28 protein-coding genes are annotated in these 26,245 nt (G+C 66.2%); 17 read left to right on the top strand and 11 right to left on the bottom strand.

Translation table 11 applies throughout. From position 1 onward, the window contains the following. Positions 1 to 7 precede the first annotated feature (7 nt). A complete protein-coding gene (locus NVV90_RS14500) occupies positions 8 to 1,723 on the top strand; it encodes an ABC transporter ATP-binding protein (RefSeq protein ID WP_258437973.1) in 1,716 nt (571 codons plus the stop codon). 84 nt (positions 1,724 to 1,807) lie between these two features. On the opposite strand, the gene NVV90_RS14495 is transcribed toward NVV90_RS14500, so the two are convergent. After that, a complete protein-coding gene (locus NVV90_RS14495) occupies positions 1,808 to 2,659 on the bottom strand; it encodes an SGNH/GDSL hydrolase family protein (protein ID WP_258437972.1) in 852 nt (283 codons plus the stop codon). A gap of 272 nt (positions 2,660 to 2,931) precedes the next feature. Between NVV90_RS14495 and typA the strand changes: the two genes are divergently transcribed. The 3 genes from typA to NVV90_RS14480 are packed head-to-tail and all read left to right on the top strand — an operon-like array spanning position 2,932 to position 6,614. Next, entirely contained in the window at positions 2,932 to 4,860 is a 1,929-nt protein-coding gene (typA, locus tag NVV90_RS14490; protein ID WP_258437971.1) for a translational GTPase TypA, read from the top strand. Between the two features lie 17 nt (positions 4,861 to 4,877). Further along, complete coding sequence (locus NVV90_RS14485; protein ID WP_258437970.1) at positions 4,878 to 5,267, top strand: hypothetical protein; 390 nt, start codon at positions 4,878 to 4,880, stop codon at positions 5,265 to 5,267. Positions 5,268 to 5,306: 39 nt separating this feature from the next. After that, a complete protein-coding gene (locus tag NVV90_RS14480; RefSeq protein WP_258437969.1) occupies positions 5,307 to 6,614 on the top strand; it encodes an MFS transporter in 1,308 nt (435 codons plus the stop codon). 18 nt (positions 6,615 to 6,632) lie between these two features. Here NVV90_RS14480 and NVV90_RS14475 read toward each other — a convergent pair whose 3' ends face one another. Next, positions 6,633 to 6,875, bottom strand: coding sequence for a hypothetical protein (locus tag NVV90_RS14475; RefSeq protein WP_258437968.1), 243 nt, complete (start codon positions 6,873 to 6,875; stop codon positions 6,633 to 6,635). Between the two features lie 133 nt (positions 6,876 to 7,008). Here NVV90_RS14475 and fdxA point away from each other — a divergent pair, with 133 nt between their 5' ends. From fdxA to NVV90_RS14460, 3 genes are all read left to right on the top strand, one after another. Continuing rightward, the gene (gene fdxA, locus NVV90_RS14470) at positions 7,009 to 7,335 is read left to right on the top strand and encodes a ferredoxin (RefSeq protein WP_018776555.1); all 327 of its coding nucleotides are present in this window, start codon (positions 7,009 to 7,011) and stop codon (positions 7,333 to 7,335) included. A 15-nt stretch (positions 7,336 to 7,350) separates the two neighbouring features. After that, entirely contained in the window at positions 7,351 to 8,499 is a 1,149-nt protein-coding gene (gene dapC / locus NVV90_RS14465; protein WP_309304062.1) for a succinyldiaminopimelate transaminase, read from the top strand. Between the two features lie 233 nt (positions 8,500 to 8,732). After that, positions 8,733 to 10,016 carry a citrate synthase gene (locus NVV90_RS14460; protein ID WP_258437967.1) on the top strand — a complete coding sequence of 428 codons (1,284 nt, stop codon included), beginning with the start codon at positions 8,733 to 8,735 and terminating at the stop codon, positions 10,014 to 10,016. A gap of 192 nt (positions 10,017 to 10,208) precedes the next feature. Here NVV90_RS14460 and galE read toward each other — a convergent pair whose 3' ends face one another. Beyond that, positions 10,209 to 11,225 (bottom strand): UDP-glucose 4-epimerase GalE, encoded by a 1,017-nt coding sequence (galE, locus tag NVV90_RS14455; RefSeq protein WP_258437966.1) that lies wholly within the window; start codon positions 11,223 to 11,225, stop codon positions 10,209 to 10,211. 71 nt (positions 11,226 to 11,296) lie between these two features. Here galE and NVV90_RS14450 point away from each other — a divergent pair, with 71 nt between their 5' ends. Next, the gene (locus NVV90_RS14450) at positions 11,297 to 11,923 is read left to right on the top strand and encodes a TetR/AcrR family transcriptional regulator (RefSeq protein ID WP_258437965.1); all 627 of its coding nucleotides are present in this window, start codon (positions 11,297 to 11,299) and stop codon (positions 11,921 to 11,923) included. Positions 11,924 to 11,983: 60 nt separating this feature from the next. Beyond that, positions 11,984 to 12,595, top strand: a complete 612-nt coding sequence (locus tag NVV90_RS14445) for a hypothetical protein (protein ID WP_258437964.1) — start codon at positions 11,984 to 11,986, stop codon at positions 12,593 to 12,595. Between the two features lie 93 nt (positions 12,596 to 12,688). On the opposite strand, the gene NVV90_RS14440 is transcribed toward NVV90_RS14445, so the two are convergent. Both NVV90_RS14440 and dapD read right to left on the bottom strand, forming a co-directional pair. Continuing rightward, on the bottom strand, positions 12,689 to 13,531 hold the full coding sequence (locus NVV90_RS14440) for a hypothetical protein (protein WP_258437963.1): 843 nt from the start codon (positions 13,529 to 13,531) through the stop codon (positions 12,689 to 12,691). Between the two features lie 13 nt (positions 13,532 to 13,544). Next, positions 13,545 to 14,558, bottom strand: coding sequence for a 2,3,4,5-tetrahydropyridine-2,6-dicarboxylate N-succinyltransferase (gene dapD / locus NVV90_RS14435; protein ID WP_258437962.1), 1,014 nt, complete (start codon positions 14,556 to 14,558; stop codon positions 13,545 to 13,547). An 84-nt stretch (positions 14,559 to 14,642) separates the two neighbouring features. Between dapD and dapE the strand changes: the two genes are divergently transcribed. Beyond that, positions 14,643 to 15,767 (top strand): succinyl-diaminopimelate desuccinylase, encoded by a 1,125-nt coding sequence (dapE, locus tag NVV90_RS14430; RefSeq protein ID WP_258437961.1) that lies wholly within the window; start codon positions 14,643 to 14,645, stop codon positions 15,765 to 15,767. An 87-nt stretch (positions 15,768 to 15,854) separates the two neighbouring features. On the opposite strand, the gene NVV90_RS14425 is transcribed toward dapE, so the two are convergent. From NVV90_RS14425 to NVV90_RS14410, 4 genes are all read right to left on the bottom strand, one after another. Beyond that, positions 15,855 to 16,712 (bottom strand): amino acid ABC transporter permease, encoded by an 858-nt coding sequence (locus tag NVV90_RS14425; protein WP_258437960.1) that lies wholly within the window; start codon positions 16,710 to 16,712, stop codon positions 15,855 to 15,857. Further along, a complete protein-coding gene (locus tag NVV90_RS14420) occupies positions 16,709 to 17,359 on the bottom strand; it encodes an amino acid ABC transporter permease (RefSeq protein ID WP_258437958.1) in 651 nt (216 codons plus the stop codon). The genes NVV90_RS14425 and NVV90_RS14420 overlap by 4 nt, the downstream gene beginning before the upstream one ends. Before the next feature lie 94 nt (positions 17,360 to 17,453). After that, positions 17,454 to 18,329: a glutamate ABC transporter substrate-binding protein gene (locus tag NVV90_RS14415; protein ID WP_258437957.1), complete on the bottom strand. Its 876-nt coding sequence runs from the start codon at positions 18,327 to 18,329 to the stop codon at positions 17,454 to 17,456. Between the two features lie 56 nt (positions 18,330 to 18,385). Next, complete coding sequence (locus NVV90_RS14410) at positions 18,386 to 19,141, bottom strand: amino acid ABC transporter ATP-binding protein (protein WP_258437956.1); 756 nt, start codon at positions 19,139 to 19,141, stop codon at positions 18,386 to 18,388. 164 nt (positions 19,142 to 19,305) lie between these two features. Between NVV90_RS14410 and NVV90_RS14405 the strand changes: the two genes are divergently transcribed. From NVV90_RS14405 to NVV90_RS14390, 4 genes are all read left to right on the top strand, one after another. Continuing rightward, positions 19,306 to 20,139, top strand: coding sequence for a TIGR00730 family Rossman fold protein (locus NVV90_RS14405; RefSeq protein WP_258437955.1), 834 nt, complete (start codon positions 19,306 to 19,308; stop codon positions 20,137 to 20,139). 30 nt (positions 20,140 to 20,169) lie between these two features. Beyond that, entirely contained in the window at positions 20,170 to 20,544 is a 375-nt protein-coding gene (locus NVV90_RS14400; protein WP_396125315.1) for a DivIVA domain-containing protein, read from the top strand. Positions 20,545 to 20,624: 80 nt separating this feature from the next. Continuing rightward, on the top strand, positions 20,625 to 21,800 hold the full coding sequence (locus tag NVV90_RS14395) for a hypothetical protein (RefSeq protein ID WP_258441189.1): 1,176 nt from the start codon (positions 20,625 to 20,627) through the stop codon (positions 21,798 to 21,800). 230 nt (positions 21,801 to 22,030) lie between these two features. Beyond that, positions 22,031 to 22,198, top strand: coding sequence for a DUF3117 domain-containing protein (locus NVV90_RS14390; protein WP_009357720.1), 168 nt, complete (start codon positions 22,031 to 22,033; stop codon positions 22,196 to 22,198). A 63-nt stretch (positions 22,199 to 22,261) separates the two neighbouring features. On the opposite strand, the gene NVV90_RS14385 is transcribed toward NVV90_RS14390, so the two are convergent. Further along, positions 22,262 to 22,894, bottom strand: coding sequence for an O-methyltransferase (locus tag NVV90_RS14385; protein ID WP_207614579.1), 633 nt, complete (start codon positions 22,892 to 22,894; stop codon positions 22,262 to 22,264). Between the two features lie 234 nt (positions 22,895 to 23,128). Here NVV90_RS14385 and sigE point away from each other — a divergent pair, with 234 nt between their 5' ends. From sigE to NVV90_RS14370, 3 genes are read left to right on the top strand one after another with little or no spacing between them, the layout of a single operon-like run. After that, positions 23,129 to 23,755, top strand: coding sequence for an RNA polymerase sigma factor SigE (gene sigE / locus NVV90_RS14380; RefSeq protein WP_258437954.1), 627 nt, complete (start codon positions 23,129 to 23,131; stop codon positions 23,753 to 23,755). A gap of 6 nt (positions 23,756 to 23,761) precedes the next feature. Then, positions 23,762 to 24,661: a hypothetical protein gene (locus tag NVV90_RS14375; protein WP_258437953.1), complete on the top strand. Its 900-nt coding sequence runs from the start codon at positions 23,762 to 23,764 to the stop codon at positions 24,659 to 24,661. 31 nt (positions 24,662 to 24,692) lie between these two features. Beyond that, a complete protein-coding gene (locus NVV90_RS14370) occupies positions 24,693 to 25,097 on the top strand; it encodes a Sec-independent protein translocase TatB (protein WP_258437952.1) in 405 nt (134 codons plus the stop codon). Between the two features lie 17 nt (positions 25,098 to 25,114). Here the strand turns inward: NVV90_RS14370 and NVV90_RS14365 are convergent, their stop codons facing one another. After that, the gene (locus NVV90_RS14365; RefSeq protein ID WP_258437951.1) at positions 25,115 to 26,242 is read right to left on the bottom strand and encodes an Mrp/NBP35 family ATP-binding protein; all 1,128 of its coding nucleotides are present in this window, start codon (positions 26,240 to 26,242) and stop codon (positions 25,115 to 25,117) included. Positions 26,243 to 26,245: the final 3 nt, after the last annotated feature.

Genomic DNA, 26,245 nt, shown 5'->3' with positions numbered 1-26,245 from the left:
TTCACACATGACGACGTCCAACGTCACCATCAACGAGGCCGGCACTCCCGATGAGCGGCCGCTGCTCGAAATCAAGGACCTGGAAATCACCTTCCAGACTGCCAACGGTGATTTCCAGGCGGTCAAGAACGCCCACCTGACCATCATGCCCGGCGAGACCGTCGCCATTGTGGGGGAGTCGGGCTCGGGGAAGTCGACCACGGCCCTTGCCGCCATCGGCCTCCTGCCGGCCAATGGCCGGGTGTCCGGCGGCCAGATCCTGCTCGACGGCGAGGACATCGCCCATGTCTCGGAAAGCCGCATGATTGAACTCCGCGGCAACACCATCGGCATGGTGCCCCAGGACCCGATGTCCAACCTGAACCCGGTTTGGAAGATCGGTGCCCAGGTTCGCGAAACCCTGCGCGCCAACGGCAAGGAGAGCAATCCTGCCGACGTCGCCAAGGTCCTTGCGGAGGCGGGACTGCCGGACTCGGCCCGCCGGGCAAAGCAGTACCCGCACGAGTTTTCGGGCGGCATGCGCCAACGTGCCCTGATCGCGATCGGCCTGTCATGCCAGCCCCGGCTGCTGATTGCCGATGAACCGACGTCGGCCTTGGACGTGACCGTACAACGGCAGATCCTGGACCACCTCGAGACCATGACAACGGACCTTGGGACCGCTGTCCTGCTCATCACCCACGATCTTGGCCTCGCTGCCGAGCGTGCCGACAAGGTGGTGGTCATGTACCGCGGCCAGGTGGTCGAGGCAGGTCCTTCGCTGGAACTGCTCCGCAACCCGCAGCACCCCTACACGCAGCGCCTGGTCGCTTCGGCGCCGTCGCTGGCTTCCCGCCGCATCCAGGCGGCCAAGGAGCAGGGCATTGAGTCGCAGGAACTGCTGGCCCCCTCGGAAGCATTCGTTGAGAAGGCGCTCCCCGAGGACGTGCTGACGGTTGAGAACCTGAGCAAGGTCTTCAAGCTGCGCTCCGGATTCGCGAAGTCTACGGACTTCACCGCGGTGGACAACGTTTCCTTCAGCGTCAAGCGCGGAACAACGACGGCGATCGTGGGGGAGTCGGGTTCCGGCAAGTCCACGGTGGCCCAGATGGTGCTGAGCCTCCTGCAGCCGACGTCCGGAAAGATCATCTTCGACGGCGTGGATACCTCCACGCTGAACAGCCGTGAGGTCTTCAAGTTCAGGCGCCGGGTCCAGCCGATCTTCCAGGACCCGTACGGCTCCTTGGATCCGATGTACAACATCTTCAGGACCATCGAGGAGCCGCTGCGGACCCACAAGATCGGAGACAAGGCGAGCCGCGAGAAGAAGGTCCGGGAACTGCTGGACCAGGTGGCGCTGCCACAGTCCAGCATGCAGCGGTACCCGAACGAGCTCTCCGGCGGCCAGCGCCAGCGCGTGGCAATCGCCCGGGCCCTGGCACTGGATCCTGAAGTGATCATCTGCGACGAAGCGGTTTCGGCCCTGGACGTCCTTGTCCAGGCCCAGGTCCTGAACCTGCTCGCCGAACTGCAGTCCAACCTTGGCCTGACGTACCTCTTCATCACCCACGACCTCGCCGTGGTCCGGCAGATCGCCGACCATGTCTGTGTGATGCAGAAGGGCAAGCTCGTCGAGACGGGCACCACGGACCATGTGTTCGATGCCCCGCAGCAGGAGTACACCAAGGCACTCCTCAACGCGATTCCCGGCGCCAGCCTCATGCTGCCGCCAGAGGTGGCCTGAGCGGTCCCTGACGCCAGCAGCATGAAAGAGCCGGTGGTTCCTCCCAGGGAGGAGCCACCGGCTCTTTGCGCTTGCTGACAGGAGCTATTGCACGGGCAAGGGCTTGACGCCGCCGGGCGGCAGGCCGATGCCGAGGCCGAAAGCGGCAAGCCTGCGGGCAAGGATGGGGCCAAGCTTCGCGTGGCCGGAGGCCTTCAGGTGGACGCCGTCCAAAAGGTCACCGGCGGCGTCGTACCGGGTCAGCCAATCGCCGACGCTGACGAAGGCGACGCCTTCCTTGGCCGCAACCCGTCCGAGGAGGGCATCCACTTGTGTGCGCCGTCCGCCGCCGTTGGCGGCGCCCCTGGCCAGGGTCCCGACGAGGACCAGCCGGGCCTCCGGGTAGCGCTTCCTGAGAGCCGCGATGAGTTTGACGGCGTTGGCCTGGATCTGGGCGTCGGGAATCCCTCGTGACGCGTCGTTTCCGCCGCCTTGGATGACCACCAAGGGGGGATCGCCGTAAGGAAGCGCCCAGTCGCCCTCTTGCAGGGCATCGACGTAGTTGCCGATGGCCGCAGTACCGGCCACGAAACCGGTCCCGCCGCCGCCCACGAGGTGCACCTTGTAGCCGAGTGCGGCGATGGCACGCTGTGGCCATGAGTTGTCCGGCTCGGACTGGGAGTCCCCGATCAGCACGGCGGTGTGTTCAACATCGGCCACGATCCGCTCGTTGCGCTGGCTGGCGGGATTCTTGTAGAGGGAACCGACGGGCAGTTGGGGGACGGCCCCTTGTTCGCGTGCCGTCTGCGGGGCTGAGGCTTGGCCTGCGGCAGCAGAAGGGGTGGATGCCGCACCGGAGGGCATCGGATCCGCCGTGGGTGCCCCACAGGCTGCCAGGAGCATGGCGGCGACAATCAACGGCGCGGCTCTGCGCATCAAGGCCGTGGTGGTTCGCATCGATGTTCTCCGGGATGGGTCCTGCTGTCCTTGCAATACTCGGCCATCCGGGACCGAATGACCAGCCGGAAAGAGGAGCCTTGCCCACGGCAGTTAATGTGTGATGAAGGCCACAAATTTGTGGTGCCCAGGGTCATTTTTAGGCCAATAAATACCATATCGTCTAGACTCTTGGAAGGTGCCCTGTGTTAACGGGTCTAATCCGTCGTGCGTTCCAGTTGGAAATGTCGCGATACAACAGCTGACTTCACCACTGAATCGAGCCATTACGCATGTCTGAAACCACCACCAACACCGCCGCAAACACTGCATCGCGCAGTGACCTGCGCAACGTCGCGATTGTGGCCCACGTTGACCACGGAAAGACCACCTTGGTCGACGCCATGCTCAAGCAGACCAACTCCTTTGCCGAGCACAACCACCTCGAAGACCGTGTGATGGACTCCGGTGACCTGGAGCGCGAAAAGGGCATCACCATCCTCGCCAAGAACACGACGGTTGCCTACAACGGCCCGTCGTCCAACGGCGAGACCATCACCATCAACGTGATCGACACCCCCGGCCACGCCGACTTCGGTGGCGAGGTGGAGCGCGGCCTGTCCATGGTCGACGGCGTGGTCCTGCTCGTCGACTCCTCCGAGGGCCCGCTGCCGCAGACCCGCTTTGTGCTGCGCAAGGCCCTGGCTGCGCACCTGCCGGTCATCCTCCTGGTCAACAAGACTGACCGTCCCGACGCCCGCATCGATGAAGTTGTCCACGAGTCCATGGACCTGCTGCTGGGCCTGGCTTCGGACCTCGCCGACGAAGTTCCGGACCTGGACCTGGACAAGGTCCTCGAAGTCCCCGTCGTTTACGCCGCCGCCAAGGTTGGCCGCGCATCCCTCGACCAGCCGGCAAACGGTTCCGCACCGGACAACGAAGACCTTGAGCCGCTGTTCAAGACGATCATCGAGCACATCCCGGCCCCGACGTACAACCCGGACGGCGTGCTGCAGGCACACGTGACCAACCTGGACGCCTCGCCGTTCCTGGGCCGTCTCGCCCTGCTCCGCATCTACAACGGCACCCTGCGCAAGGGCCAGCAGGTTGCCTGGGCACGTGCCAACGGCGAGCTCAAGACCGTCAAGATCACCGAACTGCTGGCCACCAAGGCACTGGACCGCGTCCCGGCCGAGTCCGCTGGCCCGGGCGAGATCGTCGCCGTCGCCGGCATCGAGGAGATCACCATCGGTGAAACCCTCACCGACGTCGAGAACCCGCAGCCGCTGCCCCTGATCACCGTGGACGATCCCGCGATCTCCATGACCATCGGTATCAACACCTCGCCGCTGGCCGGCAAGGTCAAGGGCGCCAAGGTCACTGCCCGCCAGGTGAAGGACCGCCTGGACAAGGAACTGATCGGTAACGTCTCCATCAAGGTTCTCCCGACCGAGCGTCCCGACGCCTGGGAAGTCCAGGGCCGTGGCGAGCTCGCGCTGGCCATCCTCGTTGAGCAGATGCGCCGCGAAGGCTTCGAGCTGACCGTGGGCAAGCCGCAGGTTGTCACCAAGACCATCGACGGCAAGATCCACGAGCCGATGGAACACATGACCATCGACGTACCGGAAGAGTACCTCGGCGCCGTGACGCAGCTCATGGCTGCCCGCAAGGGCCGCATGACCAACATGGCCAACCACGGCACCGGCTGGTGCCGCATGGAATTCATCGTTCCGGCCCGTGGCCTGATCGGCTTCCGCACCAAGTTCCTGACCGACACGCGCGGCGCCGGCATCGCGGCCTCCATCTCCGAGGGCTACGAGCCGTGGGCCGGCCCGATCGAATACCGTACCAACGGTTCGATGGTCGCCGACCGCGCCGGTGTGGTCACGCCGTTCGCCATGATCAACCTCCAGGAGCGCGGTTCCTTCTTCGTGAAGCCCACCTCCGAGGTTTACGAGGGCATGATCGTCGGCGAGAACTCCCGTGCAGACGACATGGACGTCAACATCACCAAGGAAAAGAAGCTCACCAACATGCGTGCTGCTTCTTCCGACACCTTCGAGAACCTGACGCCGCCGCGCGATCTGACCCTTGAGGAGTCCCTTGAGTTCGCCCGCGAGGACGAGTGCGTCGAGGTTACGCCTGAGTCCATCCGCATCCGCAAGGTCATCCTGGACTCCAACGAGCGCGCCAAGGCCACCCGCGCCCGCGCCAAGGCATAGTCCGGCCGGTTAGGGTAGTGAACAAGAGAGTCGCCGGTGCGGCGCGCGGTTTTGCCGCGGCCGTGCCGGCGGCTCTTTTTGCTGCCCTGGCAGGCACGGCGCTGCACCGACAGTCTGCGGTGATTGCCGGCGTCGACGTTTCCTGGGGAGCGGCCGCCGCGCTTGTCCTGCTGGCTGCAGTCCAGTTGTGGCTGGCTGCCTGGTCGCGGTCACTGCTCCCGACGGCGGTTGCCGGGATCGTCTGCTACGCAGCCGTGGGCGCGCTGGCGGCAGCCGGGCCAGGCAAGCAGCTCATCCTCGCCGATCCGGCCGGGAACACCTGGGTCTACGGGATCGCGGGCGTCACCATAGTGATGTTGGTCGTCGCCGCGCGGTTGAGGCGGCAAAGCCGGCGACACCTTGGCTAGGTGTTTGACCCGGGCCGCCAGCTGAACCAGACTGTGCCAGTGGGCAAAGACGTCTCGCCGGTTTCCGGCACGCCGATCCGGCTATCCGGACTCGAGCGCGCCACCTCGCTGTGGCGGGACAGCAACTTTCTCCGGTTCTGGAGCGGACAGGCGGCCAGCCAGTTCGGAACCCAGCTGGGGCAGTTGGTGTTCGCGGTCCTGGCCGTGGATCTGCTCAGCGCCACGGAGTTTGAAGTCGGGGCCCTCGGCGCCTCGGCACTTGCCGCCTTCCTGGTCATCGGCCTGCCCGCCGGGGCCTGGGTGGACCGCTGGCTCAAGCGCCGCACCATGATCGCGGCGGACCTCATCAGGATGGCGGCCATCGCGTCCCTGCCGTTGCTGTGGTGGTCCGGGACCCTGCAGATCTGGCACTTGTTCGTGGTTTCCGCCGTCCTGGGCGCGGCAACGGTGTTCTTTGACGTCGCTTACCAAAGCTACATCCCCGTGCTGGTTCCGGCGGCGAACGTGCCGCAGGCCAACTCGAAGCTTGAGGCCACCGCACAGATTGCCCGGATCGGCGGCCCGGCAGCAGGTGGTGGGCTGCTGCTGTTGGTCTCCGCGCCGCTGATCCTGGCCGGCGAAGCCCTGGGCTATCTCTTCTCTGCACTGTTCCTCCTCGCCACCAAGGACGGCGAGCGCCGGGCCCCGGTGCAGGAACGCCGCCCCCTCGCGCACGAGGTCCGCGAGGGACTCTCCTTCGTTTTCCGCCATCCCCTGATCAGCCGGATCGTGGTCTGCACGGCGGGCGTCAATTTCTTCACCACCCTTGCCCTGACGCTCTTCCCTGTCCTGGTCCTGCGCACGCTCGACTTGGGGGCCCACAACATGGGCGTCATCATGGCGGTCGGGGCGGCCGGGGGACTTGTGGGTGCCGTTTCCGCACCGAAGGTCGCCGCCTGGCTGGGGGAAGGTACGGTGATCCCGCTCGGTTCGCTGCTGAGCGCCGTCTTCCTGGCCTTGGTGCCGTTGTCGGTCTTCGCACCGAGCCAGCTGGCCGCCGCCGTGATGCTGGTCATCGCGGAGTTCGGCTTCGGATTCGGCGTGCTGATCTACAACATCATGCAGCTCTCCATGCGGCAGCGCGTCTGCCCGCCACGGCTGCTGGGGCGGATGAACGCCTCGATCCGCTTTGTTGTCTGGGGAGTCATGCCGCTGGCGGCACTGGCGTCCGGGGTGTTGGGCAGCTGGCTGGGCGTCACCACCACGATGTGGATCGGAGTCGCAGGAAGCCTGGCGTGCTGCGCGCCGGTGTGGTTCTCGCCGCTGCGGCGGATGAAGAAGCTTCCCGACGCCCCGGAGGCAGACTGACCGGACCCGGCGTGTGATTCAGTCCCGTGCGGCCTGTCGCCGGGCCGGCGCGGGCGGGACTTCCTTCGCGGCGACCACCCGGTCCAGCGGAATCTCGACGTCGGAGGTACGGGTGCGGACGGTGCAGGAGTCCCTGCCGACGGCCAGAAGCTGGCCCAGTGCATCGGTCAGGCCGCCGTCGATCCGGTACCGGACCACCACACGGATGCCGGCGGCGGCACGCAGCAGAAACTCCTGCGGGTACTGGAATGGCTGATTCACCGTTTCATACTAAGACGCCCGGGTAGGTTCGAGTTATCGCACTGGTGGATAATAGGGTCAGAATTCTAATGTCCGGCCCAAGTGCCGGGAGTCTCACCCGGAGCAGTCCGGGACAACGTGGAGAGGTCGGGACGTGACGTACGTAATCGCGCAGCCGTGTGTGGATGTCAAGGACAAGGCATGTATCGAGGAATGCCCTGTTGACTGCATTTACGAAGGTGAGCGTTCCCTCTACATCCACCCCGACGAATGCGTCGACTGTGGAGCCTGCGAGCCCGTGTGCCCCGTGGAGGCCATCTACTACGAGGATGACACCCCCGAGGAATGGGCCGACTACTACAAGGCCAATGTCGAGTTCTTTGACGACCTCGGTTCCCCGGGTGGCGCTGCCAAGATCGGCAACACTGGCAAGGACCACCCCTTCATCGCAGCCCTTCCGCCGCAGAACCAAGACCACTAAGGGCGGCTGCTTCCTGTGATTTCCGCGGCACCCGCATTCGGCCTGAACCTGCCTGACTACCCGTGGGAGGCCATGGCGCCCTATGTCGCCACGGCCGGCAAGCATCCCGGGGGAGCCGTCAACCTCTCCATCGGGACGCCCGTGGACCCCACGCCGGGGCTGGTCCGTGAGGCGCTGGCCGCCGCATCGGACGCCCACGGCTACCCCACCGTCCACGGCACCGAAGCCTTGCGGCAGGCAGTGGTGGACTGGTTCGCCGCACGGCGCGGCGTGCCGGGCCTGGATCCCCAGGACGTCATGCCCACGGTCGGCTCCAAGGAACTGGTGGCCTGGCTGCCGTTCCTGCTGGGACTGGGCTCAGGCGATGTGGTGGTACGGCCCACCGTGGCCTACCCCACCTACGACATCGGGGCCATGCTGGCCGGTGCCACGGCCGTGGCCGCGGACGATCTGGACGAACTGGACGCGGCAACGCGGGCCAGGGTCCGGCTCATCTGGATCAACTCCCCGGGCAATCCCACCGGCAGCGTCCGGGACATCGAATCGCTGCACCGGATCGTCGCCCAGGCCCGCGAAATCGGTGCCGTTGTGGCCTCCGACGAATGCTACGCGGAGCTTGGCTGGGACGCATGGGATGCCCAGCGCGGCGGGGAAGCGGTTCCGAGCATCCTGGATCCCCGGGTAACCGGCGGATCCACGGACGGGCTGCTGTGCGTCTACTCCCTGAGCAAGCAGTCCAACCTGGCAGGCTACCGGGCGGCCTTTGTCGCCGGCGATTCGGCGATCATGGCGAACCTGGTCAACAGCCGCAAGCACGCCGGCATGATCGTTCCCTTCCCCGTCCAGGAAGCCATGCGGGTCGCCCTGGGCGACTCCAGCCACGTGCTGGCGCAGAAGGACCTCTACCGCGGCCGCCGTGAACGCATCGTGCCGGCCCTTGAGGCATTCGGCCTGACAATCCATGAGTCCAATGCCGGCCTCTACCTGTGGTCCACGGCCGGCGAGGCCACCTGGGACACGGTGGCCCGCTTTGCGGAACTCGGGATCGTGGTCGGCCCCGGCGTCTTCTACGGCGACGCCGGGAACGGATTCATCCGCGTCGCCCTCACGGGCAGCGACGAACGGATCGACGCCGCCGTCGAGCGGCTGAACACGGGCCGGTAACAATGCTGTGACTTGTGACACAAGGCGCGGAAATCCGCCAGTAACCGTCCGGAGCGGATTAGTTCCGGGGGGTTACTGGCGGTAGCTTTTTAACTGACTATCAATGGTGGCTTTCAACAAGAAAGCCGATTGGCCGTTGGAACCCTGCGCCAGCAGGGCCGCAGGCGGCGAGACCAGATGTTGGTTGGATCAAGCTTTCTACAGAGGCCCAGAGGCCTCATGAAGGGGACTCCATGACTGAGACCACCAGCGCGACACTGCGCCATGCCGGCGGCGAACTTGAGCTGCCGCGCATCAAGGTTGTAGAAGGAAACGAAGGATACGACGTTTCCAAGCTGCTGAAGCAGACGGGCGCCGTGGCCTATGACCCCGGCTTCATGAACACCGCAGCAACCACGTCGGCCATCACCTACATTGACGGTGACGCCGGCATCCTGCGCTACCGCGGATACCCCATTGAGCAGCTCGCCCAGCACTCGAGCTTCCTGGAAGTTTCCTACCTCCTGATCTACGGCAACCTGCCGAGCCCCACGGAACTGGAAGCGTTCGACCAGAAGATCCGCCGCCACACCCTGCTGCACGAGGAGCTCAAGGGCTTCTTCGGCGGCTTCCCGCGCGATGCCCACCCGATGCCCGTGCTCTCCTCGGCCGTCTCGGCGCTGTCCACCTTCTACCAGGACTCCCTGGACCCGTTCAACCCGGAGCACGTGGAAGTTTCCACCATCCGCCTCATGGCGAAGCTCCCGGTCATCGCGGCCTACGCGCACAAGAAGTCCATCGGCCAGCCCATGCTGTACCCGGACAACTCCATGAACCTTGTGGAGAACTTCATGCGCCTGAGCTTCGGCCTGCCGGCCGAGCAGTACGAGATGGATCCGGTGGTCACCAAGGCCCTGGACCTCCTCCTCATCCTGCACGCGGACCACGAGCAGAACTGCTCCACGTCCACCGTCCGCCTGGTCGGCTCCTCAAACGCGAACCTGTTCGCCTCCGTCTCCGCCGGCATCAACGCCCTCTTCGGCCCTGCCCACGGCGGCGCCAACGAGGCCGTGCTGAAGATGCTGCGCCAGATCCAGGCCGATGGCATCAAGCCGGAGGACTACATGGAGAAGGTCAAGAACAAGGAAGACGGCGTCCGCCTCATGGGCTTCGGACACCGCGTCTACAAGAACTACGATCCCCGCGCCAAGATCATCAAGGCAACGGCACACGAGATCCTGGGCAAGCTCGGCGGCAACGACGAACTCCTGGACATCGCCATGCGCCTCGAAGAGAAGGCCCTGGCTGACGACTACTTCATCCAGCGCAAGCTCTACCCGAACGTGGACTTCTACACCGGCCTGATTTACAAGGCCATGGGCTTCCCGGAGAAGATGTTCACCGTGCTGTTCGCGATCGGCCGCCTGCCGGGCTGGATTGCCCAGTGGCGCGAAATGATCAACGATCCCCAGACCAAGATCGGCCGCCCGCGGCAGCTCTACACAGGGGAACCCGAGCGGAACTACCCGGCCAACTGACGCAAGGACGCCTCACTCCCGAAGGACTGAACGTCTGAAGGACTGAACGTCTGAAGGACTGAACGACGGCGGCCGCCCACCTCTTGAGGTGGGCGGCCGCTTTGTCGTTCCACGCTCCTGCAAGACGCAACGCGGGGTCACGTACGGCCCATGCCAGGGGGCATGACGGGCCGTAAGTGACCCCGCGTTGGGTCAGGAGGCGTTGTAGCCGAAGGGGTTGTTCTTCTGCCAGCGCCAGTGGTCCTCGCACATCTGGTCCACGGTCTTGGTGGTGGACCAGCCCAGGTCCGCCAGGGCGGAGGAGGCATCGGCCCAGAAGGCGGGCAGGTCCCCGGCGCGGCGGCCGGTGATCTCGTAGGGCAGCGCGTGTCCGACGGCCTTCTCGAAGGAGCGCAGGACCTCCAGCACGGAGGAGCCCTTGCCGGAGCCGAGGTTCCAGCGGCGGACGCCCGGACGGTCAGCGATGTGGTTGAGGGCTGCCACGTGGCCATCGGCGAGGTCGACGACGTGGATGTAGTCGCGCTGGCAGGTGCCGTCCGGGGTGTCGTAGTCGCCGCCGAACACCATGAGCTTCTCGCGGCGGCCCACGGCCACCTGGGCGATGAACGGGACGAGGTTGTTCGGGATGCCCTGCGGGTCCTCGCCGATGCGGCCGGACGGGTGGGCGCCCACCGGGTTGAAGTAGCGCAGCAGGGCGATGTGCCAGCGCTCGTCAGCGTTGCCGAGGTCGGTCAGGATGTCCTCGATCTGTTCCTTGGTGCGGCCGTAGGGGTTGTTGGCTCCGATTTCCATCTTCTCGATGTAGGGCGTGGGGTTGTGCTCGCCGTACACCGTTGCGGAGGAGCTGAAGACGATGGAGCGCACGCCGTACTTGTCCATGGCTCGGAGCAGGTTCAGGGTGCCCACGATGTTGTTGTAGTAGTACGCCAGGGGTTCCTGCACGGATTCACCCACGGCCTTGAGCCCGGCGAAGTGGATCACGGCGTCGATGGCGTGCTGCTCAAAGACCTGCTCGACGGCGGGCTCGTCCACGAGATCCACGTGGTGGAAGGCCGCCGTCTTGCCGGTCAGTTCGGCAACCCGGCGCAGGGACTCCTCGCTGGAGTTCACGAGGTTGTCGATGACAACCACGTCGTGGCCGGCTTCCTGGAGGGACAGAACGGTGTGCGAACCGATATAGCCGGTGCCACCCGTGACAAGAATTCTCATGGTGACTACGCTAGCCGAAAACGGCGGCGTGCCGCTCCTGCATTAAGGCACGAGCGTGCTAAAAACTAGTGGTGCCCAAGATTGTTGATGCCGAAGCCCGGCGCCAGGAAGTTGTCGAAGCGGTCTTCCGGATCATCGCCGTCGATGGCCTCGAACGCGCGTCATTGCGCGAGGTTGCCGAGGAGGCCGGACTGGTGGTTGGCTCCGTCCGGCACTACTTCGCCAGCAGCGACGAGCTCCTCGTATACTCGTTCGCCACGGTGGTCGACCGGATTCTCGACCGGCTGGAGGCGTGCCTGGATGACGTCACGGGACAGGAGCCCGGGACCGCCGCCCACCATGAGGCCGTGTTAACCCTGCTGGGCCAGTTCCTGCCCCTTGACGAGGAACTGGCCGTGGACGCCTGCGTCTGGATGGCGTTCCGGAACGCCGCCAGGGTCAAGCGTGCGCTGGTGGACGAAGCGGCCCGCAGCCACCGCGCAGTGGCGGCCGTCGTCGGGCGTCTCATCATGCACCTGATGCCGTCCGGCGGTGCCGGCCAGCGGGACCTGGTCACAGAGGCGGAGAGGTTGCTGGCAACCTTGGACGGGCTCTGCATGCACGCCCTGCTCCAGCCCGAATGGATGACCGCCGAGGTCTGCCGTGACGTTCTCGCCTCCCATCTGAGCGCCTTCCAGGCCGTGCCGCCTTCCAGTTAACCTCCGGGTCCAACGGGAATAGACTGGAAACCGTCGGACACATGCCAAGGAGGCGTTCGGATGCACGATACAGGCGGCCAGGGCTGGCGGATCACCATGGATACTTCCAGGCCAATGCTCATCGCTTTCTACCTGAAGGAAGTGGCTGGCCTGGACGGTGCCGGAACACCGTCCCTGTCACACGCCGCCCCCAAGGTCCGGCAGGCCGACCATACGCACCTCACTGCCGAGGTGGGCGGGGTGCATGCCCTCAAGACCGAGTGGGAAGCCTGGTGGGAGCAGCTGATCAGGGCGCACCCGAAGCAGGCACCTGAACTGGTTCCGCCGGACTTCAAAGCCTTTGGCAATTCTCCGGCGCTGCAGCGTGTCCTGCAGGCACACTTCGGCGCTGCCCTGGGATGGGCCAGAGACCGCCTTGACGAGTACAGCGAGCTTGAGGCGGTGCGGGAGGCCAGCGGCGCCGCCTCGGTGCTGGGGGACATGGTGGAGGACCGGCTGCTGGAGGTTGGACGGAGTTCGCGGGACTTCAGCCTGACCATCATTGAACTTCCGCTCAAGGAGCCGCGGGCCTGGTACCTGGAACCCGACAAGATGATCATGAGCCACAAGCTGCTCTCGCAGCCCGAGGTGTTCCGCAGCTACGTCCAGCCGGTGGTGGACATCCTCGCCTGAGAGGTGCCGGGACGAACGCGCCGGGACGCACGCGCCCGGGACGCACGCGCCCGGACGCACGCGCCCGGGACGCACGCGCCCGGACAGCACGCTCTAGGTGGTCGGCGCGGAGACGGTGATCGTCACGGTCCCGGCTGCCGCTGCGGAGGCTTGCCAGCCTTTGCGGTCCTGCCGGTTCCAAGTGTGGCCCTCCACGTCCACCTGGGTCACTGCCAACGACTTGGCGTTCGCCACGGCCCACTGGGCAATGGCCCAGGCCTGGGGGCCCGTGGCACTGACCTGGACGGTGCGGCCCTGGGCGTCGGCCGCCACGGCACCGAACACCGTCGACATGCTGCTCTCAACATCGCTGGGGTCGCCGGCGGTCTCAGGCATCCGCAGGGTGCAGTCCAGCGATCCATCGGAGTGGCCGGTCAGGGCCGAGGCGTAGGCCCGGCCCATCCCTTCATGCTGCGCATAGGCGTGCGGGAACGCAGAGCGCTGCACCAGCTGGGCGGCGTCGGTCACTTCCATGGCCTCGTAGCCGGGAACCTTGACCAGGCCGTCGTAGAAGGCGTTCGTTGCGTACACCGGGTCCATGACCTGGGCCTCGGTGCCCCAGCCCTGGGACGGCCGCTGCTGGAACAGCCCGCGGGAGTCGGGCCCGGCCTGGTCGCCGTGGTTGATGTTGCGCAGCTTGGACTCCTGCATGGCCGTGGCCAGTGCGATGCTTGCGGCGCGCGGCGGCAGCCCGCGCTGCACGGAAATCGCCGAGATCAGCGAGGCGTTGGCCGCCTGGTCCGTGGCCAGTTCGAAGGACTCCGAACCGACGACGGCGACGCAGCGCTCCGAGACGAGGGTCTCGGAGCGCTGCAGTACAGCTACCACGGTGTAGATCGCGCCGGCCACGAGGGCCAGCGCCAGCACCAGGATGATTGTGCGGCGGAGCCGGCGCATCACGGATTTCTTGCTAGTTGGCGTGCAGTGCTTCGTTCAGCTCCACCGTCTGGCCTTTGCGCGGCAGGACTTCCACGCCGCCCGTGGTGGAGTTGCGGCGGAACAGCAGGTTGGGAACGCCGGAGAGTTCCACGGCCTTGACGATCTTGCTGGTGTCCTCGCCGTCGGCATCCTTCGGGCCGGGAACGCGAACCCGGGTGCCGGCGGTGACGTAGAGGCCGGCTTCCACCACCGAGTCGTCGCCGATGCTGATGCCCACGCCGGAGTTGGCGCCGAGGAGCACGCGTTCGCCCAGGGAGATCCGTTCCTTGCCGCCGCCGGACAGGGTGCCCATGATCGAGGCGCCGCCGCCGACGTCGGTGCCGTCACCGGCCACCACGCCCGCGGAGATGCGGCCTTCCACCATGGAGGTACCCAGCGTTCCTGCGTTGAAGTTCACGAAGCCTTCGTGCATGACGGTGGTGCCTTCGGCAAGGTGGGCGCCGAGGCGGACGCGGTCGGCGTCGGCGATCCGGACGCCGGTGGGGACAACGTAGTCAACCATGCGCGGGAACTTGTCCACGCCGTAGACCACCACGGCACCGCGCTTGCGCAGGCGGGCGCGGGTCAGTTCGAAGCCCTCGACGGCGGCGGGGCCGAAGTTGGTCCACACCACGTTGGGGAGCTTGCCGAAGATGCCGTCCAGGTTGATGCTGTTGGGCTGGACCAGGCGGTGCGAGAGCAGGTGCAGGCGCAGGTAGGCGTCGGCGGTGTCGGCCGGGGCGGCGTCGAGGTCGATCTGGGCGAAGACAACCTTCTGCTCGGTGCCGCGATCGGCGTCGATGCCGTCGGCGGCCAGCGTGGCCAGGCTTTCGTCGGCGTTCTCGACATCGCGCAGGGCCTCTGCGGCGGTGCCCAGGGCCGGTGCCGGGAACCAGACGTCCAGCACGGTTGCTTCCCCGGTGGCCGAGGTGGCGATGGTGGCCAGGCCGAAGCCGTAGGCGGAACGGTCGTTTGCGGGCACAGCGGAAGAAGCGGTTTCAGTCATGGCCCCAGTGTATCGAGCGCCCGCGGCTGGGTTGAAACGCGGGCTACCGGAGCCGGTCGCAATAACGCGGGATAAAGTGGACGGGTGACTGCTCAATCCGCTCCCGCCCTCCTCGACCTGCGCCAGGACGTCGCCCTGCTGACCGCCGCGCTGATCGACATCAACAGCGTTTCCGGCAACGAGACCGTGCTAGCCGACGCCATCGAGTCCGCACTGCGCGCGATCCCGGTCTACGAAGTGGTCCGTGACGGAGACTCCATCATCGCCCGCACCAATCTGGGGCACGCCGAACGGGTCATCCTGGCCGGGCACCTGGACACCGTCCCGCTGCCCACCGTTGACGGTTCGCGCGGCACGGTTCCGGCCGAGTGGGAGTCCGGCGTCCCCGGCTCCGGCATCCTCTATGGCCGCGGCACCACCGACATGAAGGGCGGCGTGGCGGTGCAGCTTTCGCTTGCCGCCACACTCTTCGACGCCGGCGCGCAGCCCGGCAAAGACGTCACCTTCGTCTTCTACGACCACGAGGAAGTGGAAGCCGTGAAGAGCGGCCTGGGCCGGCTCGTCCGCAACCACGGCCACCTGCTGGGCGGCGACTTCGCCATCCTCCTGGAGCCCACCCATGGCACCGTTGAGGGAGGGTGCAACGGCACCAGCCGCTTCGAAGTCACTACCCTTGGCGAGGCAGCGCACTCGGCCCGGGCGTGGATGGGCAGCAACGCCATCCATGCCGCCGCCCCCATCCTGGCCCGGCTGGATGCCTACGAGCCGCGCACCATCAACGTTGACGGCCTGGACTACCGCGAAAGCCTGAACGCCGTGAGGATCAACGGCGGCACGGCCGGCAACGTCATCCCTGACCGCTGCGTGGTGGAGATCAACTACCGCTTCGCCCCGGACAAGACCCCGGACCAGGCCGAGGCCCACGTCCGTGAGCTCCTGGACGGCTTCGATGTGGTCCGCACCGACGCCGCGGCCGGCGCCCGCCCGGGACTCAACCACCCCGCCGCCGCGTCCTTCGTGGCCGCCGTGGGCGCCGAGCCCAAGCCCAAGTATGGCTGGACCGACGTCGCGCGCTTCAGTGAGCTGGGCATCCCGGCGGTGAACTTCGGGCCCGGCGACCCGCTGCTGGCACACAAGGACAATGAACACGTCGACGCCGACGCCATCCGCGAGTGCCTGCGCGCACTGCGGACGTGGCTGGGCCAGTAGCCCGCGACGAACCCTATGGCAAAGAAGGTCCGCAGCCTGGTGGCTGCGGACCTTCTTTGCCAAGGCCTGCTGTGGACGGAAGGTTCTTTACTTCGGTCCGGGCTGGTCGAGCTGCAGGTCAACCGTCTTGATGGCGGATGCGACTCCGCCTGCGGCCTTATTGGAGCCGCGGCGTTCGATCCAGATCGCCAGCCGGGAAACCGACAGGTTGATCAGGATGTAGATGGCCGCGCCCACGAAGAACGCGGAGAACAACAGGCTGGGCTCAAGGTCCGAGATCAGCTTGACCTTCCTCAGCAGTTCCTCGTAGGCCACGATGTAGCCGAGCGAGGTGTCCTTGAGCAGTACCACCAGCTGCGCAATGAGCGAGGGGAGCATCCGCCGGATGGCCTGCGGGAACTCGATGCTCATCCGCGACTGGAAGCTGCGCAGCCCGATGGCCAGGCCGGCCTCGCGCTGCCCCTTGGGGAGGGACTGGATGCCCGCCCGCAGGATCTCCGCGAAGATTGCGGCGTTGTAGAGGACCAGGCCGCTGACGACTGCCACGAACGGGCTGGTCGCGAAGACCAGCAGCACGAAGAGGATCATCAGGACCACGGGCATGCCCCGTAGGAATTCCAGCACCACTTGGGTAGGGACCCGGATCCACGAGATCAGGGAGATGCGCAGCAGGCACAGGGCCACGCCCAGCGGGAAGGCGATGACTGCGGCCACGCCTGCCGCCTGCAAGGTGGCGAGGACACCCAGGCCGAGCTGGGTCCACACATCCTTGGCAGATTCGTTGACGAAGACTTCCCAACGCGCAGCGTTGAAGATGCCCTGCGAAGACAAGATGACGATGGCTCCCACCACGCCGCCGGCAATGATGATCGAACCGAGCACGGAGCCAATAAGCGAAATGCGGCGGGCCTTGGGGCCCGGTACGTCGTAGAGAACCGAAGTCATCGGGCAATCGCCACCTTTCGCTCGACAAAGTGAGCCAGGAGGCCCAGGGGCACCGTGATCAGCAGGTAGAAGAACGCCACACCGATCAGGATCCACATGACGGCATCGCCACGGCTGTTGGACAGCTGGAGGCCATAACCGAAGAGTTCGAGGACGAAGAAGGCACCCGCAACGGATGAGTTCTTGACCAAGGCGATCATGATGTTGATGAGTGGCGGGACCACGGTGCGCAGGGCCTGCGGCAGGACGATGAATCCCAAGACCTGGGTGAAGGTCATGCCCACACTGCGTGCGGCCTCGGCCTGGCCCACCGGAACGCTGTTGACGCCGGACCGAACGGCTTCGGCCACGAACGCGGCGGTGTAGCTGCTGAGGGCAATGATGGCGGCGACTTCGAACTGCTCGAACTTGACGCCAAGCCGGGGGAGGACGATGGCGGAGAAAAAGAAAATGATGGTGAGGGGGGTGTTTCTGGCGACTTCAACGTAGAACGTGCTGAAGCCCCGCAAGGCAGCGACTGGGGAGACGCGCATTGCGGCCAGGAGGGTGCCGAGAAGGAGTGCGATGACACCCGATACGACGGCGAGAAACAAGGTTCTGAGAAATCCGTCCCAGTATTGCGGGAGGCTTTCGAAGATGGCGTCCATGGCTTCCTTCGGCTGCGGCGGAACAGGGATTGGATCCTGGGTCGGAAGCTGCCGCCGTCACGGTCATTCAACGGCGGCAGCTGCCGGGTTCCGGCTAGTAGCGGACGATCGTGGGGAGCGCGGGGACGGTCTTGATGACCTTGCCTGCCGTTGCTTCCCAGGCCTTCTTGTAGGTGTCGTCCTTCGCGAAGGCCTCAAGCTGGTCGTTGATCCAGTTGCGGAAGACGGTGTCTTCCTTCTTCAGGCCGATGCCGTAGGGCTCCTTGGTGAAGGTCTGGTCGGAAGCCAGCTTGAAGGCGTCCGGCTCCTTGTCCACATAGCCGGCCAGGATCACGTTGTCCGTGGTCACGGCAACAACCTGCTTGTTGCGCAGCGGCTCAAGGCAGGCGGTGTAGTTCGCGGCAGGTACCAGTTCGGCTTGGTACTTCTCGACGATCGTCTTGGCCGGCGTCGAACCGGTCACGGAGCAGACCTTCTTGCCCTTGACGTCTTCCGGCTTGGTGATGGAGGAATCGTCCTTGTTCACCAGCAGGGCCTGGCCGGCCTCGTAGTACGGGCCTGCGAAGGAGACCTTCTGCTTGCGGGCGTCGTTGATCGTGTAGGTGGCCACCACAATGTCCACGCGGCCCTGCTCAATGAAGGGCTCGCGGTTCGCCGACACGGTTTCGACCCATTCGATCTTGTCAGCCGAGAGGCCGAGCTTGGCCGCGATGGCCTTGCCGATTTCGACGTCGAAGCCGACGGGCTTGCCGTCGAGGCCCTTCTGGCCGAAGAGCGGCTGGTCGAACTTGGTGCCGATGGTGATCTTCCCGGCCTTGCTCAGCTTCTCCATGGTGGTGCCGGACGCAAAGGTGGGTGTGTTCACCGGGGGCGTGGTGGTGGTGCCGCCCCCACAGGCGCTCAGCGACAGCGCAAGCGCCGCGCCGGCCGCCACCAGGAGCGACTTCCTCCGGGTAATAAAAGCCTTCATGACATTCCTTTCATAGGTGGCCGCCCTTACGGCCTGGGTGCGATCTTGGGAACGTGCTAGTGGGACAGGAGCTTGGAGAGGAAATCCTTGGCACGGTTGCTCTGCGGATTGGTGAAGAAGTCCTCGGGCTTGGCGTCCTCCACGATCTGGCCGTCGGCCATGAACACCACGCGATCGGCGGCCTTGCGGGCAAAGCCCATCTCGTGGGTCACCACGATCATGGTCATGCCCTCCTTTGCGAGCTGGACCATGACGTCCAGGACCTCGTTGATCATCTCGGGGTCAAGCGCCGAGGTGGGCTCGTCGAACAGCATCACCTTGGGCTTCATGGCCAGCGCACGGGCAATTGCCACGCGCTGCTGCTGGCCGCCGGACAGCTGGGCCGGCAGCTTGGGAGCCTGGTGCCCGACGCCGACGCGCTCCAGGAGTGCCATGGCCTCCTTCTCCGCGGTTCCCTTGTCCGTGCCCTTGACCTTCATGGGCCCCAGGGTGACGTTCTGCAGGATCGTCTTGTGAGCAAAGAGGTTGAAGGACTGGAAGACCATCCCCACGTCGGCCCGAAGGTGGGCGAGGTCCTTGCCTTCTTCCGGAAGTCTCTTGCCGTCGATCGAGATCTCGCCGACGTCGATGGTTTCCAGCCGGTTGATGGCACGGCACAGCGTGGACTTGCCCGAACCGGAAGGGCCGATGACCACTACCACTTCGCCCTTGTTCACCTGCAGGTTGATGTCTTTGAGTACGTGGAGCTGACCGTAGTGCTTGTTGACGCCATTCAGGGAGACGAGTGCTTCGCCGGACACTTGTGTAGTCATAGGAAGAATCTAGCGAAGAATCCGGCGATTATGACCCCGGTCACGCCACAATCCTCCAGATCGTGACTGAACAGAAACCTCCCGCGCAGCCGTATATCAGCTTGCAATGCAGATTGGCGCCGTGCCGGAACCAAGCATGCTTTCATACGCGCTAGCCTTGGGCGATGAGCATCAGCCAGCACCCAGTTCCTTCTCCAGATGCCAATGGCCGCGCGGCCGCCACCCCGGTTCCCGCCGCAGAGGCCCCGGCCCGGCACAAGGGACCCTTGGAACTGCGGCGCAAACAGGCGACGGGCGGAATGTCCGATCAGCATTTGTTGGACTCGCGGGGTCCTGGACAGTTCGTCCACTCCGACCCGTGGCGGGTGCTGCGCATCCAGAGCGAATTCGTGGAGGGCTTCGGCGCCCTGGCCGACCTCGGCGCGGCAGTCAGCGTCTTCGGCTCGGCCCGGACCAAGCCCGGCACCGAGTACTACGAGATGGGCGTGGACGTCGGACGCAAGCTGGCCGAAGCCGGAGTCGCGGTGATCACCGGTGGTGGCCCTGGTTCCATGGAAGCCGCGAACAAGGGCGCCGTGGAAGGCGGTGGAGTTTCCGTGGGGCTCGGCATCGAACTGCCCTTCGAGCAGGGCCTGAACCGCTGGGTGGACCTCGGAATCAACTTCCGCTACTTCTTTGCCCGCAAGACCATGTTCGTCAAGTACGCGCAGGGTTTCGTGGTGTTGCCCGGCGGCCTGGGGACCCTGGATGAGCTGTTCGAGGCCATGGTCCTCGTCCAGACCCGCAAGGTGACGTCGTTCCCCATCGTGCTGCTCGGCGTCAAGTTCTGGGGACCCATGATCGATTGGATCCGCGAAACCCTGGTGGGCGAGGGCATGGTGTCCGAGAAGGACCTCGACCTCATTCAGTTGGTGGACGATCCCGCAGAGGCCGTGCACCGCGTCCTGCACGGCGTTCCGCGGCCGGCCGGAACCAACGGAGACCAGCGCCCGGAATAGCAGGCCGTGGTTTCTGGCACGATGGGTGCTGTGAGCTTCTTCCTGGTTTTCCTTGCGATCGTCCTCCTCGGCGCCGCCCTGGCCTTCGGTGTCGGGATCGCCCGGACCGGCCGGTCCTTCGGCGCGGGGCTTGACGAGCCGGTACCGAACTTGCCGCCGGTCCTGCTGCCTGCCCAGGCGACAGCGCCCGACGTCGACCGCGTGCGTTTCGCCCTCGGCCTGCGGGGGTACCGGATGGACCAGGTGGACCAGGTCCTCGATGACCTGCGTGAGCAGCTTGCCGCGAAGGACCGGGAAATCGAGCGGCTGGGCCTTCTCCGGGAAAGCGGGCTTCGGGAAAGCGGGCCCCGGGGGCTGCGCGATCTTCCGGAGGGGGAAGCGGAGACGGGCGGGAGCACCCAGTGAGCCCTTCCGCGCCCCTGCAGCACGTGCCTGTGGGTCCCACCGAGGGTTTGTGGCGGAGCATTTCGGGTGCGGCGGCCCGCATGGCCCACTGGCCCTGGTGGCTCCAGACCACGCTTGTGTACGTGGCCGCAAGGCTGCTGAGCGCCTGCATCTTCATGGCCGCGGCCATCCACCAGGGCGTCAACCCGTGGTTTCCTGCGGCGCCGGACTATTGGAGTTTCATCACCATCTGGGACGGCCGCTGGTACGCCGAAGCCGCGGACAACGGCTATCCGCCCACGCTCCCCGTCAACGGGCAGGGTGACGTCCAGGAAAACGCCTGGGCCTTCTACGCGCTGTTCCCGTTCCTGGCCAGGGGGCTGGGCACTGTCACGGGGCTGGGCACGCTGCAGTCGCTGACCGCCGTCGCGATGGTCTCGGGGCTCGGTGCGGCACTTGTGGTGTTCCGGCTCTTCCGCGAATTCGCGGGACGGCGCACGGCGCTGTGGGGCGTGGCCTTCTTCGCCACGTTTCCCGTCTCCGCGATCCTCCAGGTGCCGTACGCGGAACCGCTCAACATCCTTCTTCTTGCCGCTGCGCTGCTGCTGGTGGTGCGCCGCCGGTACCTGGCGGCCATGCCCGTGGTGCTGCTGATGTGCCTCTCCAGGCCCACCGGCGTGCCCTTTGCGGCCATGATGGGCTTCCTGCTGCTGCACCGGCTCTGGCTGAGGTTCGGCCCCCGCCGGCCGGAGGACGCACCCCCGGCGCGGGAACTGGCCTCGCTCGCGGCCCTGGTGCTGGTGAGCGGGCTGGGGGCCCTGGCCTGGCCGGCCATCGCCTGGGCCACGACGGGGGATCCCGCCGCCTATACGCGTACCGAAACCGTGTGGCGCGGACACGACCTGGTGCCCTTCAAGCCCTGGTTCGACACGGGCCGGATGCTATTCGGGCCGGTCCTGGGAATCATGGCCCCGTTTGTCTTCGCCGGGCTCTTCGCCCTGCTGATGGTTTCCCGCCCCGTCCGGGCGCTGGGCTTGGAACTGCGGCTGTGGTGCACCTGCTACATGGGCTACTTGCTGGTGTTCCTGCACCCGCAGACCAGCACCTTCCGCATGTTGCTGCCGCTGTTTCCCCTGGCGCTCGGCGCGGCGCTTCTCTCGCGCTCAAAGGCGTACCGGGGAACCGTCGTCGTGATGTTTTCGCTGCTCCAGATCGTCTGGATTGTCTGGCTGTGGGCCTGGGCGCAGCTCCCCGGAGGCGGCGACTATCCGCCTTGATGCGGCCCTCATAGCAGTGATCCAAGCCACGAACAAAGCCCGGACAAAAAGTCCAGCGATTAGCTACGGACGGGTAAGTACGGGATAATGGAGTGTAAGCGGGGACAAAGGCACCTACAGGTGCTCAGTCACGGCGGCTGCCAAGACAGCGCCATCGGGGCTGCAGTTGTGACGCGGACCCAGCCCGGCCGGGCTGGAGTGATCTGGGACAAATGGAGGGGATTTTCCTAATGGCGGCTATGAAACCACGTACTGGCGACGGCCCTATGGAAGTAACCAAAGAGGGCCGCAGCCTGATCATGCGTGTGCCGCTCGAGGGCGGAGGACGGCTCGTGGTCGAACTCAACGCAGCAGAAGCGGCGAACCTCAAGGAATGCCTCGTAGGCGTTACCGAATAGATTCACTGAGGCAGGGCCCGGCCAACGCCGGCGCCCTGCCTTCATGTTTAACGGCCGGACCGGCTATTTCTTGACGGCCACCAGCAGGCCGTTGCCGGTGGGGAGCATGGCGGACGCGAGGCGGTCGTCGTCGCGGATGGCCCTGCCCACCTGGCGCAGCACCACGGTGGTGGAATCCCGGGCGGCAGGGTTGGATACGCGGTCCTTGTCCAGGGCGTCGTTGATGACCAGGGTGCCGCCGGACTTGAGCAGCCGGATGGCCTGCTCAACGTAGCCGGGGAAGTTGGGCTTGTCCGCATCGATGAACACGAGGTCATACGCCGCGTCTGTCAGCCTGGGCAGCACGTCCGCGGCACGGCCGGAAATCGTCCGGGTGCGGTTCGCCGGGCTGCCGGACTCCAGGAAGGCTTCGCGTGCCGCCTTGAGGTGTTCTACGTCGACGTCGATGGTGGTCAGTACGGCCTGCGGGCTGAGGCCGCGCAGCAGGCAGACACCGGACACGCCCGCGCCCGAGCCGACCTCCACCACGGTCTGGGCCTTGGAGGCGGCGGCCAGCACGGTCAGCACCGCTCCGACCCCTGCGCTGATGGGGGTCACGCCGAGCTCGAAGGAGCGTTCCCGGGCACGCAGCAACACGTCATCCTCGGCAGGCAGATCTTCCGCATAGGACCAGCTGGTTGACTTGTCGGCGCTCATGTAGGGGTTCGCTCTCCGCGGCTCGGGGGTGTTTCTAACAGACTACTGTGTCCGGCCCGGCCGCCCGGCGTTCCGGGGCCCCGGACCGGATGTGTTGCGTGCCCGTTCGCCCTGCGGGGAATGGAGCCCTCGGTCAGGAAATTCCCAGACAAACTTGGGATGATGTATGTCCGGCCATTCAGGTGGTGGGCGGCACCGAACCACTGGTGACACACAGTTTGAGGGGAGCGGACGATGCCGGCATCACATGCTGCGCCAGTCCAGACAACAGAAGCCGCCGACGCGGCCGCCAGCGAATGGGTCATGCCCAGCTGGGAAGACGTGGTTGCCAACCACTCCGCCAAGGTCTACCGCCTGGCCTACCGCCTGACCGGCAACAAGTTCGACGCCGAAGACCTTACCCAGGAAGTGTTCGTGCGCGTGTTCCGCTCGCTGGAAAACTTCAAGCCCGGCACGCTGGACGGCTGGCTGCACCGCATCACCACCAACCTCTTCCTGGACCAGGCCCGGCGCAAGAGCCGGATCCGCTTTGACGCCCTGGCCGAGGACGCCGAGTCGCGGCTGCCCGGCCGGGAGCCGGGCCCGGAACAGAGCTTCGAGCACAACAACCTGGACCTCGACGTGCAGCGCGCCCTGGAGGAACTGCCGCCGGACTTCCGTGCCGCAGTCGTGCTCTGCGACCTTGAGGGACTCTCCTACGACGAGGTCGCCGAGGCGCTGGGCGTGAAGCTGGGGACCGTCAGGTCCCGGATCCACCGCGGCCGCACCATGCTGCGCGACAAACTCGCGCACCGTGATCCCCGCCCGCTGGCGGCCCGGAAGCCACGCCTGAAGATGCCGCGCATCGCCGGCATCCTGTAAGCCCCGATGGGTCAGCGCAAACGACTTGCCGGTGGCTGGACCCGGAAACTGACTGCCCTGCGGCACAGCCGGAAACCCGGGCACCTGCAGGGCTGCGCCCAGTGCATGTCCGCCGTGCGCCGGGAACGCCAGTACCTGGAACGCCTGCGCGGCGCCGCCGTGCCCTTGGCCAGCCAGGACCTGGCAGCCCGCCTGATCCAGCACACCCAACGACTTGCCCAGGAACCGGTCCAGCCGCCGCGCCGCGGTGCCTGGCACGCTATCCGCGTCGCGGCCGTGGCCGCAGGAGGCCTCGCCGCCAGTGCGGGCGTCCTGGCCCTGGCTGCCTACGCCGTGGCGGGAGATCCCTCGCCGGAGGTGGCGCTGGCAGGACAGCGCGAAGCCCGGAGCATGGTGGGTGCCACGGTGGATGGCGGCACCGCCCGGCAGGCCGCCGCGGCGATCCTGCCGACGTTCAGCCCCGGGACAACCGTGAACCTGGGTCCGGAACAGCTGGAGAGCCTGCGCGGGGAGGGTTGGGTCTGCCCGGAGCTTGCCGGACTGGGCTTCCAGCTGGTCTCCGCGCACGCCTCCCTGCACGAAGGACACCCGTACGTCGAGCTGCGGCTCCGGAGCGGCCAGTACCACGCCACCGTGATCGAGGAGCACCTCGGGGATCCGGCGGGCAGCGGCAACGCTGAACTGTCCGTCACCCAGGGAACGCCGTGGGGAGCCGTCTACAAGACCTCCGCTGCCGTGCTCAGCTACACGTCCGATTTGCCCGCGGAGCATGCCGATGACGCCGTCCCGGAGCTGGTCCGGGCAGGCGACTCACTGCACTCGGAGGTCCGGGTGTCCGATCCCGAGAGCTGGCTGGAACGCCTGGTCCGGGGGCTCCGGACACTTGCCCGGCCCACCGGTTTATGAGCCGCACCATAGACAAGGTAATCTTCGTAGCGTGTTTGGAATCAACGGCCCGGAGTTCATCCTCCTCCTGATCATCGGCGTACTCGTGATCGGCCCCAGCCGCTTGCCCGAATACACCCAGAAGCTGGCGAATCTGGTGAAGGAAGTCCGGCGCATGGCGTCGGGTGCCCGGGAGCAGATCAAGGAAGAAGTCGGCATCGACATCGATGAAGTCGACTGGAAGAAATACGATCCGCGCCAGTACGATCCGCGCCGGATCATCAAGGACGCGCTCCTCGATGACGACTCAAAGCCGCTCAGTGCCGGTGCCCCCGTTGCAGCGGCAGCCGCCGCCGTTTCCTCCGGCGAGACGGTGAGCGAAGCCAAGACTCCTGCCCGGACCATTGAGCGCCTGCCCGACGGCGAAAGCGCACCGTTCGACTCAGAAGCCACCTAAGGCTCCGGCAAGCGGGGCTATCGCGGCTGGATCCCCAGCGGCATGCCCGACAATCCGCGGGGCCTTGTGGCCAGCTGCCCAGCGATGCCCGCGAGAGCCCGCGCTGCGGCCGTCCCAGAGGCGTCCAGGACCACCGGCCGGCCGGCGTCGCCGCCTTCACGCAGCCGGATGTCCAGGGGGATCTGGCCCAGCAGCGGAACGTCGCTGCCCACGGCGGCGCTCAGCCGTTCGGCGAGGACGGCGCCGCCGCCGCTTCCGAACAGTTCCATCCTGCCGCCGTCGGGCATTTCCAGGAACGACATGTTCTCGATGACTCCCGCCACTTTCTGGCCGGTCTGCGTGGCGATGGTGCCCGCCCGCTCGGCCACATCCGCGGCCGCGGCCTGCGGCGTGGTGACCACCAGGATCTCGGCGTTGGGCAGCAATTGCGCCACCGAGATGGCGATGTCGCCCGTGCCCGGCGGCAGGTCAAGGAACAGGGCGTCCAGGTCGCCGAAGTAGACGTCCGTGAGGAACTGCTCCAGGGCACGGTGCAGCATGGGGCCGCGCCAGGCAACCGGCTGGTTGCCGGTGACGAACATACCGATCGAAATGACCTTCACGCCATAGGCAACCGGCGGCAGGATCATGTCGTCCACCTGCGTGGGCGCCTGGGTGATGCCCATCAGTGCCGGCACGGAGAAGCCGTGGACGTCGGCGTCCACGATGCCCACGCGCAGCCCCTGTGCGGCCAGCGCGCACGCCAGGTTGACGGTCACGGAGGACTTGCCCACCCCGCCCTTGCCGCTCGCGACGGCGTACACCTTGGTCAGTGAACCGGGCTGGGCGAAGGGGACGCCCCGCTGGCCGCCCGGGCCGCGCAGCCGCTCCTTGAGCGCGTTGCGCTGCTCCGGGCTCATGACCTTCAGTTCGACCTCGACGCCGGACACTCCCGGAACCTTGGACAGCGCCGCAGTGGCGTCTGCCGTGATGGTGTCGCGCAACGGGCAGCCCGCAATGGTCAGCAGTACAGCCAGGCGGACCATGCCGTCCGCGGAGGCGGCCACGGAATCCACCATGCCCAGTTCGGTGATGGGGCGGCGGAGTTCCGGGTCGATGACGGTTTCCAGGGCAGCATTCAGTGCCTCGGAGGAGGGGGTGCTCATGCG

Origin of the sequence: Arthrobacter sp. CJ23 (assembly GCF_024741795.1) — a bacterium.
Taxonomy (GTDB): Bacteria; Actinomycetota; Actinomycetes; order Actinomycetales; family Micrococcaceae; genus Arthrobacter.
This window is presented reverse-complemented; position numbering and strand designations above follow the sequence as displayed.

What these genes read in the sequence shown, in the direction of transcription:
- NVV90_RS14500 (WP_258437973.1), top strand. Translation starts at nt 8, where the DNA reads ATGACGACGTCCAACGTCACCATCAACGAGGCCGGCACTCCCGATGAG.
- NVV90_RS14495 (WP_258437972.1), bottom strand. Translation starts at nt 2,659, where the DNA reads ATGCGAACCACCACGGCCTTGATGCGCAGAGCCGCGCCGTTGATTGTC.
- typA (WP_258437971.1), top strand. Translation starts at nt 2,932, where the DNA reads ATGTCTGAAACCACCACCAACACCGCCGCAAACACTGCATCGCGCAGT.
- NVV90_RS14460 (WP_258437967.1), top strand. Translation starts at nt 8,733, where the DNA reads ATGACTGAGACCACCAGCGCGACACTGCGCCATGCCGGCGGCGAACTT.
- galE (WP_258437966.1), bottom strand. Translation starts at nt 11,225, where the DNA reads ATGAGAATTCTTGTCACGGGTGGCACCGGCTATATCGGTTCGCACACC.
- NVV90_RS14445 (WP_258437964.1), top strand. Translation starts at nt 11,984, where the DNA reads ATGCACGATACAGGCGGCCAGGGCTGGCGGATCACCATGGATACTTCC.
- NVV90_RS14440 (WP_258437963.1), bottom strand. Translation starts at nt 13,531, where the DNA reads ATGCGCCGGCTCCGCCGCACAATCATCCTGGTGCTGGCGCTGGCCCTC.
- dapD (WP_258437962.1), bottom strand. Translation starts at nt 14,558, where the DNA reads ATGACTGAAACCGCTTCTTCCGCTGTGCCCGCAAACGACCGTTCCGCC.
- NVV90_RS14425 (WP_258437960.1), bottom strand. Translation starts at nt 16,712, where the DNA reads ATGACTTCGGTTCTCTACGACGTACCGGGCCCCAAGGCCCGCCGCATT.
- NVV90_RS14420 (WP_258437958.1), bottom strand. Translation starts at nt 17,359, where the DNA reads ATGGACGCCATCTTCGAAAGCCTCCCGCAATACTGGGACGGATTTCTC.
- NVV90_RS14415 (WP_258437957.1), bottom strand. Translation starts at nt 18,329, where the DNA reads ATGAAGGCTTTTATTACCCGGAGGAAGTCGCTCCTGGTGGCGGCCGGC.
- NVV90_RS14410 (WP_258437956.1), bottom strand. Translation starts at nt 19,141, where the DNA reads ATGACTACACAAGTGTCCGGCGAAGCACTCGTCTCCCTGAATGGCGTC.
- NVV90_RS14405 (WP_258437955.1), top strand. Translation starts at nt 19,306, where the DNA reads ATGAGCATCAGCCAGCACCCAGTTCCTTCTCCAGATGCCAATGGCCGC.
- NVV90_RS14395 (WP_258441189.1), top strand. Translation starts at nt 20,625, where the DNA reads ATGGCCCACTGGCCCTGGTGGCTCCAGACCACGCTTGTGTACGTGGCC.
- NVV90_RS14390 (WP_009357720.1), top strand. Translation starts at nt 22,031, where the DNA reads ATGGCGGCTATGAAACCACGTACTGGCGACGGCCCTATGGAAGTAACC.
- NVV90_RS14385 (WP_207614579.1), bottom strand. Translation starts at nt 22,894, where the DNA reads ATGAGCGCCGACAAGTCAACCAGCTGGTCCTATGCGGAAGATCTGCCT.
- sigE (WP_258437954.1), top strand. Translation starts at nt 23,129, where the DNA reads ATGCCGGCATCACATGCTGCGCCAGTCCAGACAACAGAAGCCGCCGAC.
- NVV90_RS14375 (WP_258437953.1), top strand. Translation starts at nt 23,762, where the DNA reads ATGGGTCAGCGCAAACGACTTGCCGGTGGCTGGACCCGGAAACTGACT.
- NVV90_RS14365 (WP_258437951.1), bottom strand. Translation starts at nt 26,242, where the DNA reads ATGAGCACCCCCTCCTCCGAGGCACTGAATGCTGCCCTGGAAACCGTC.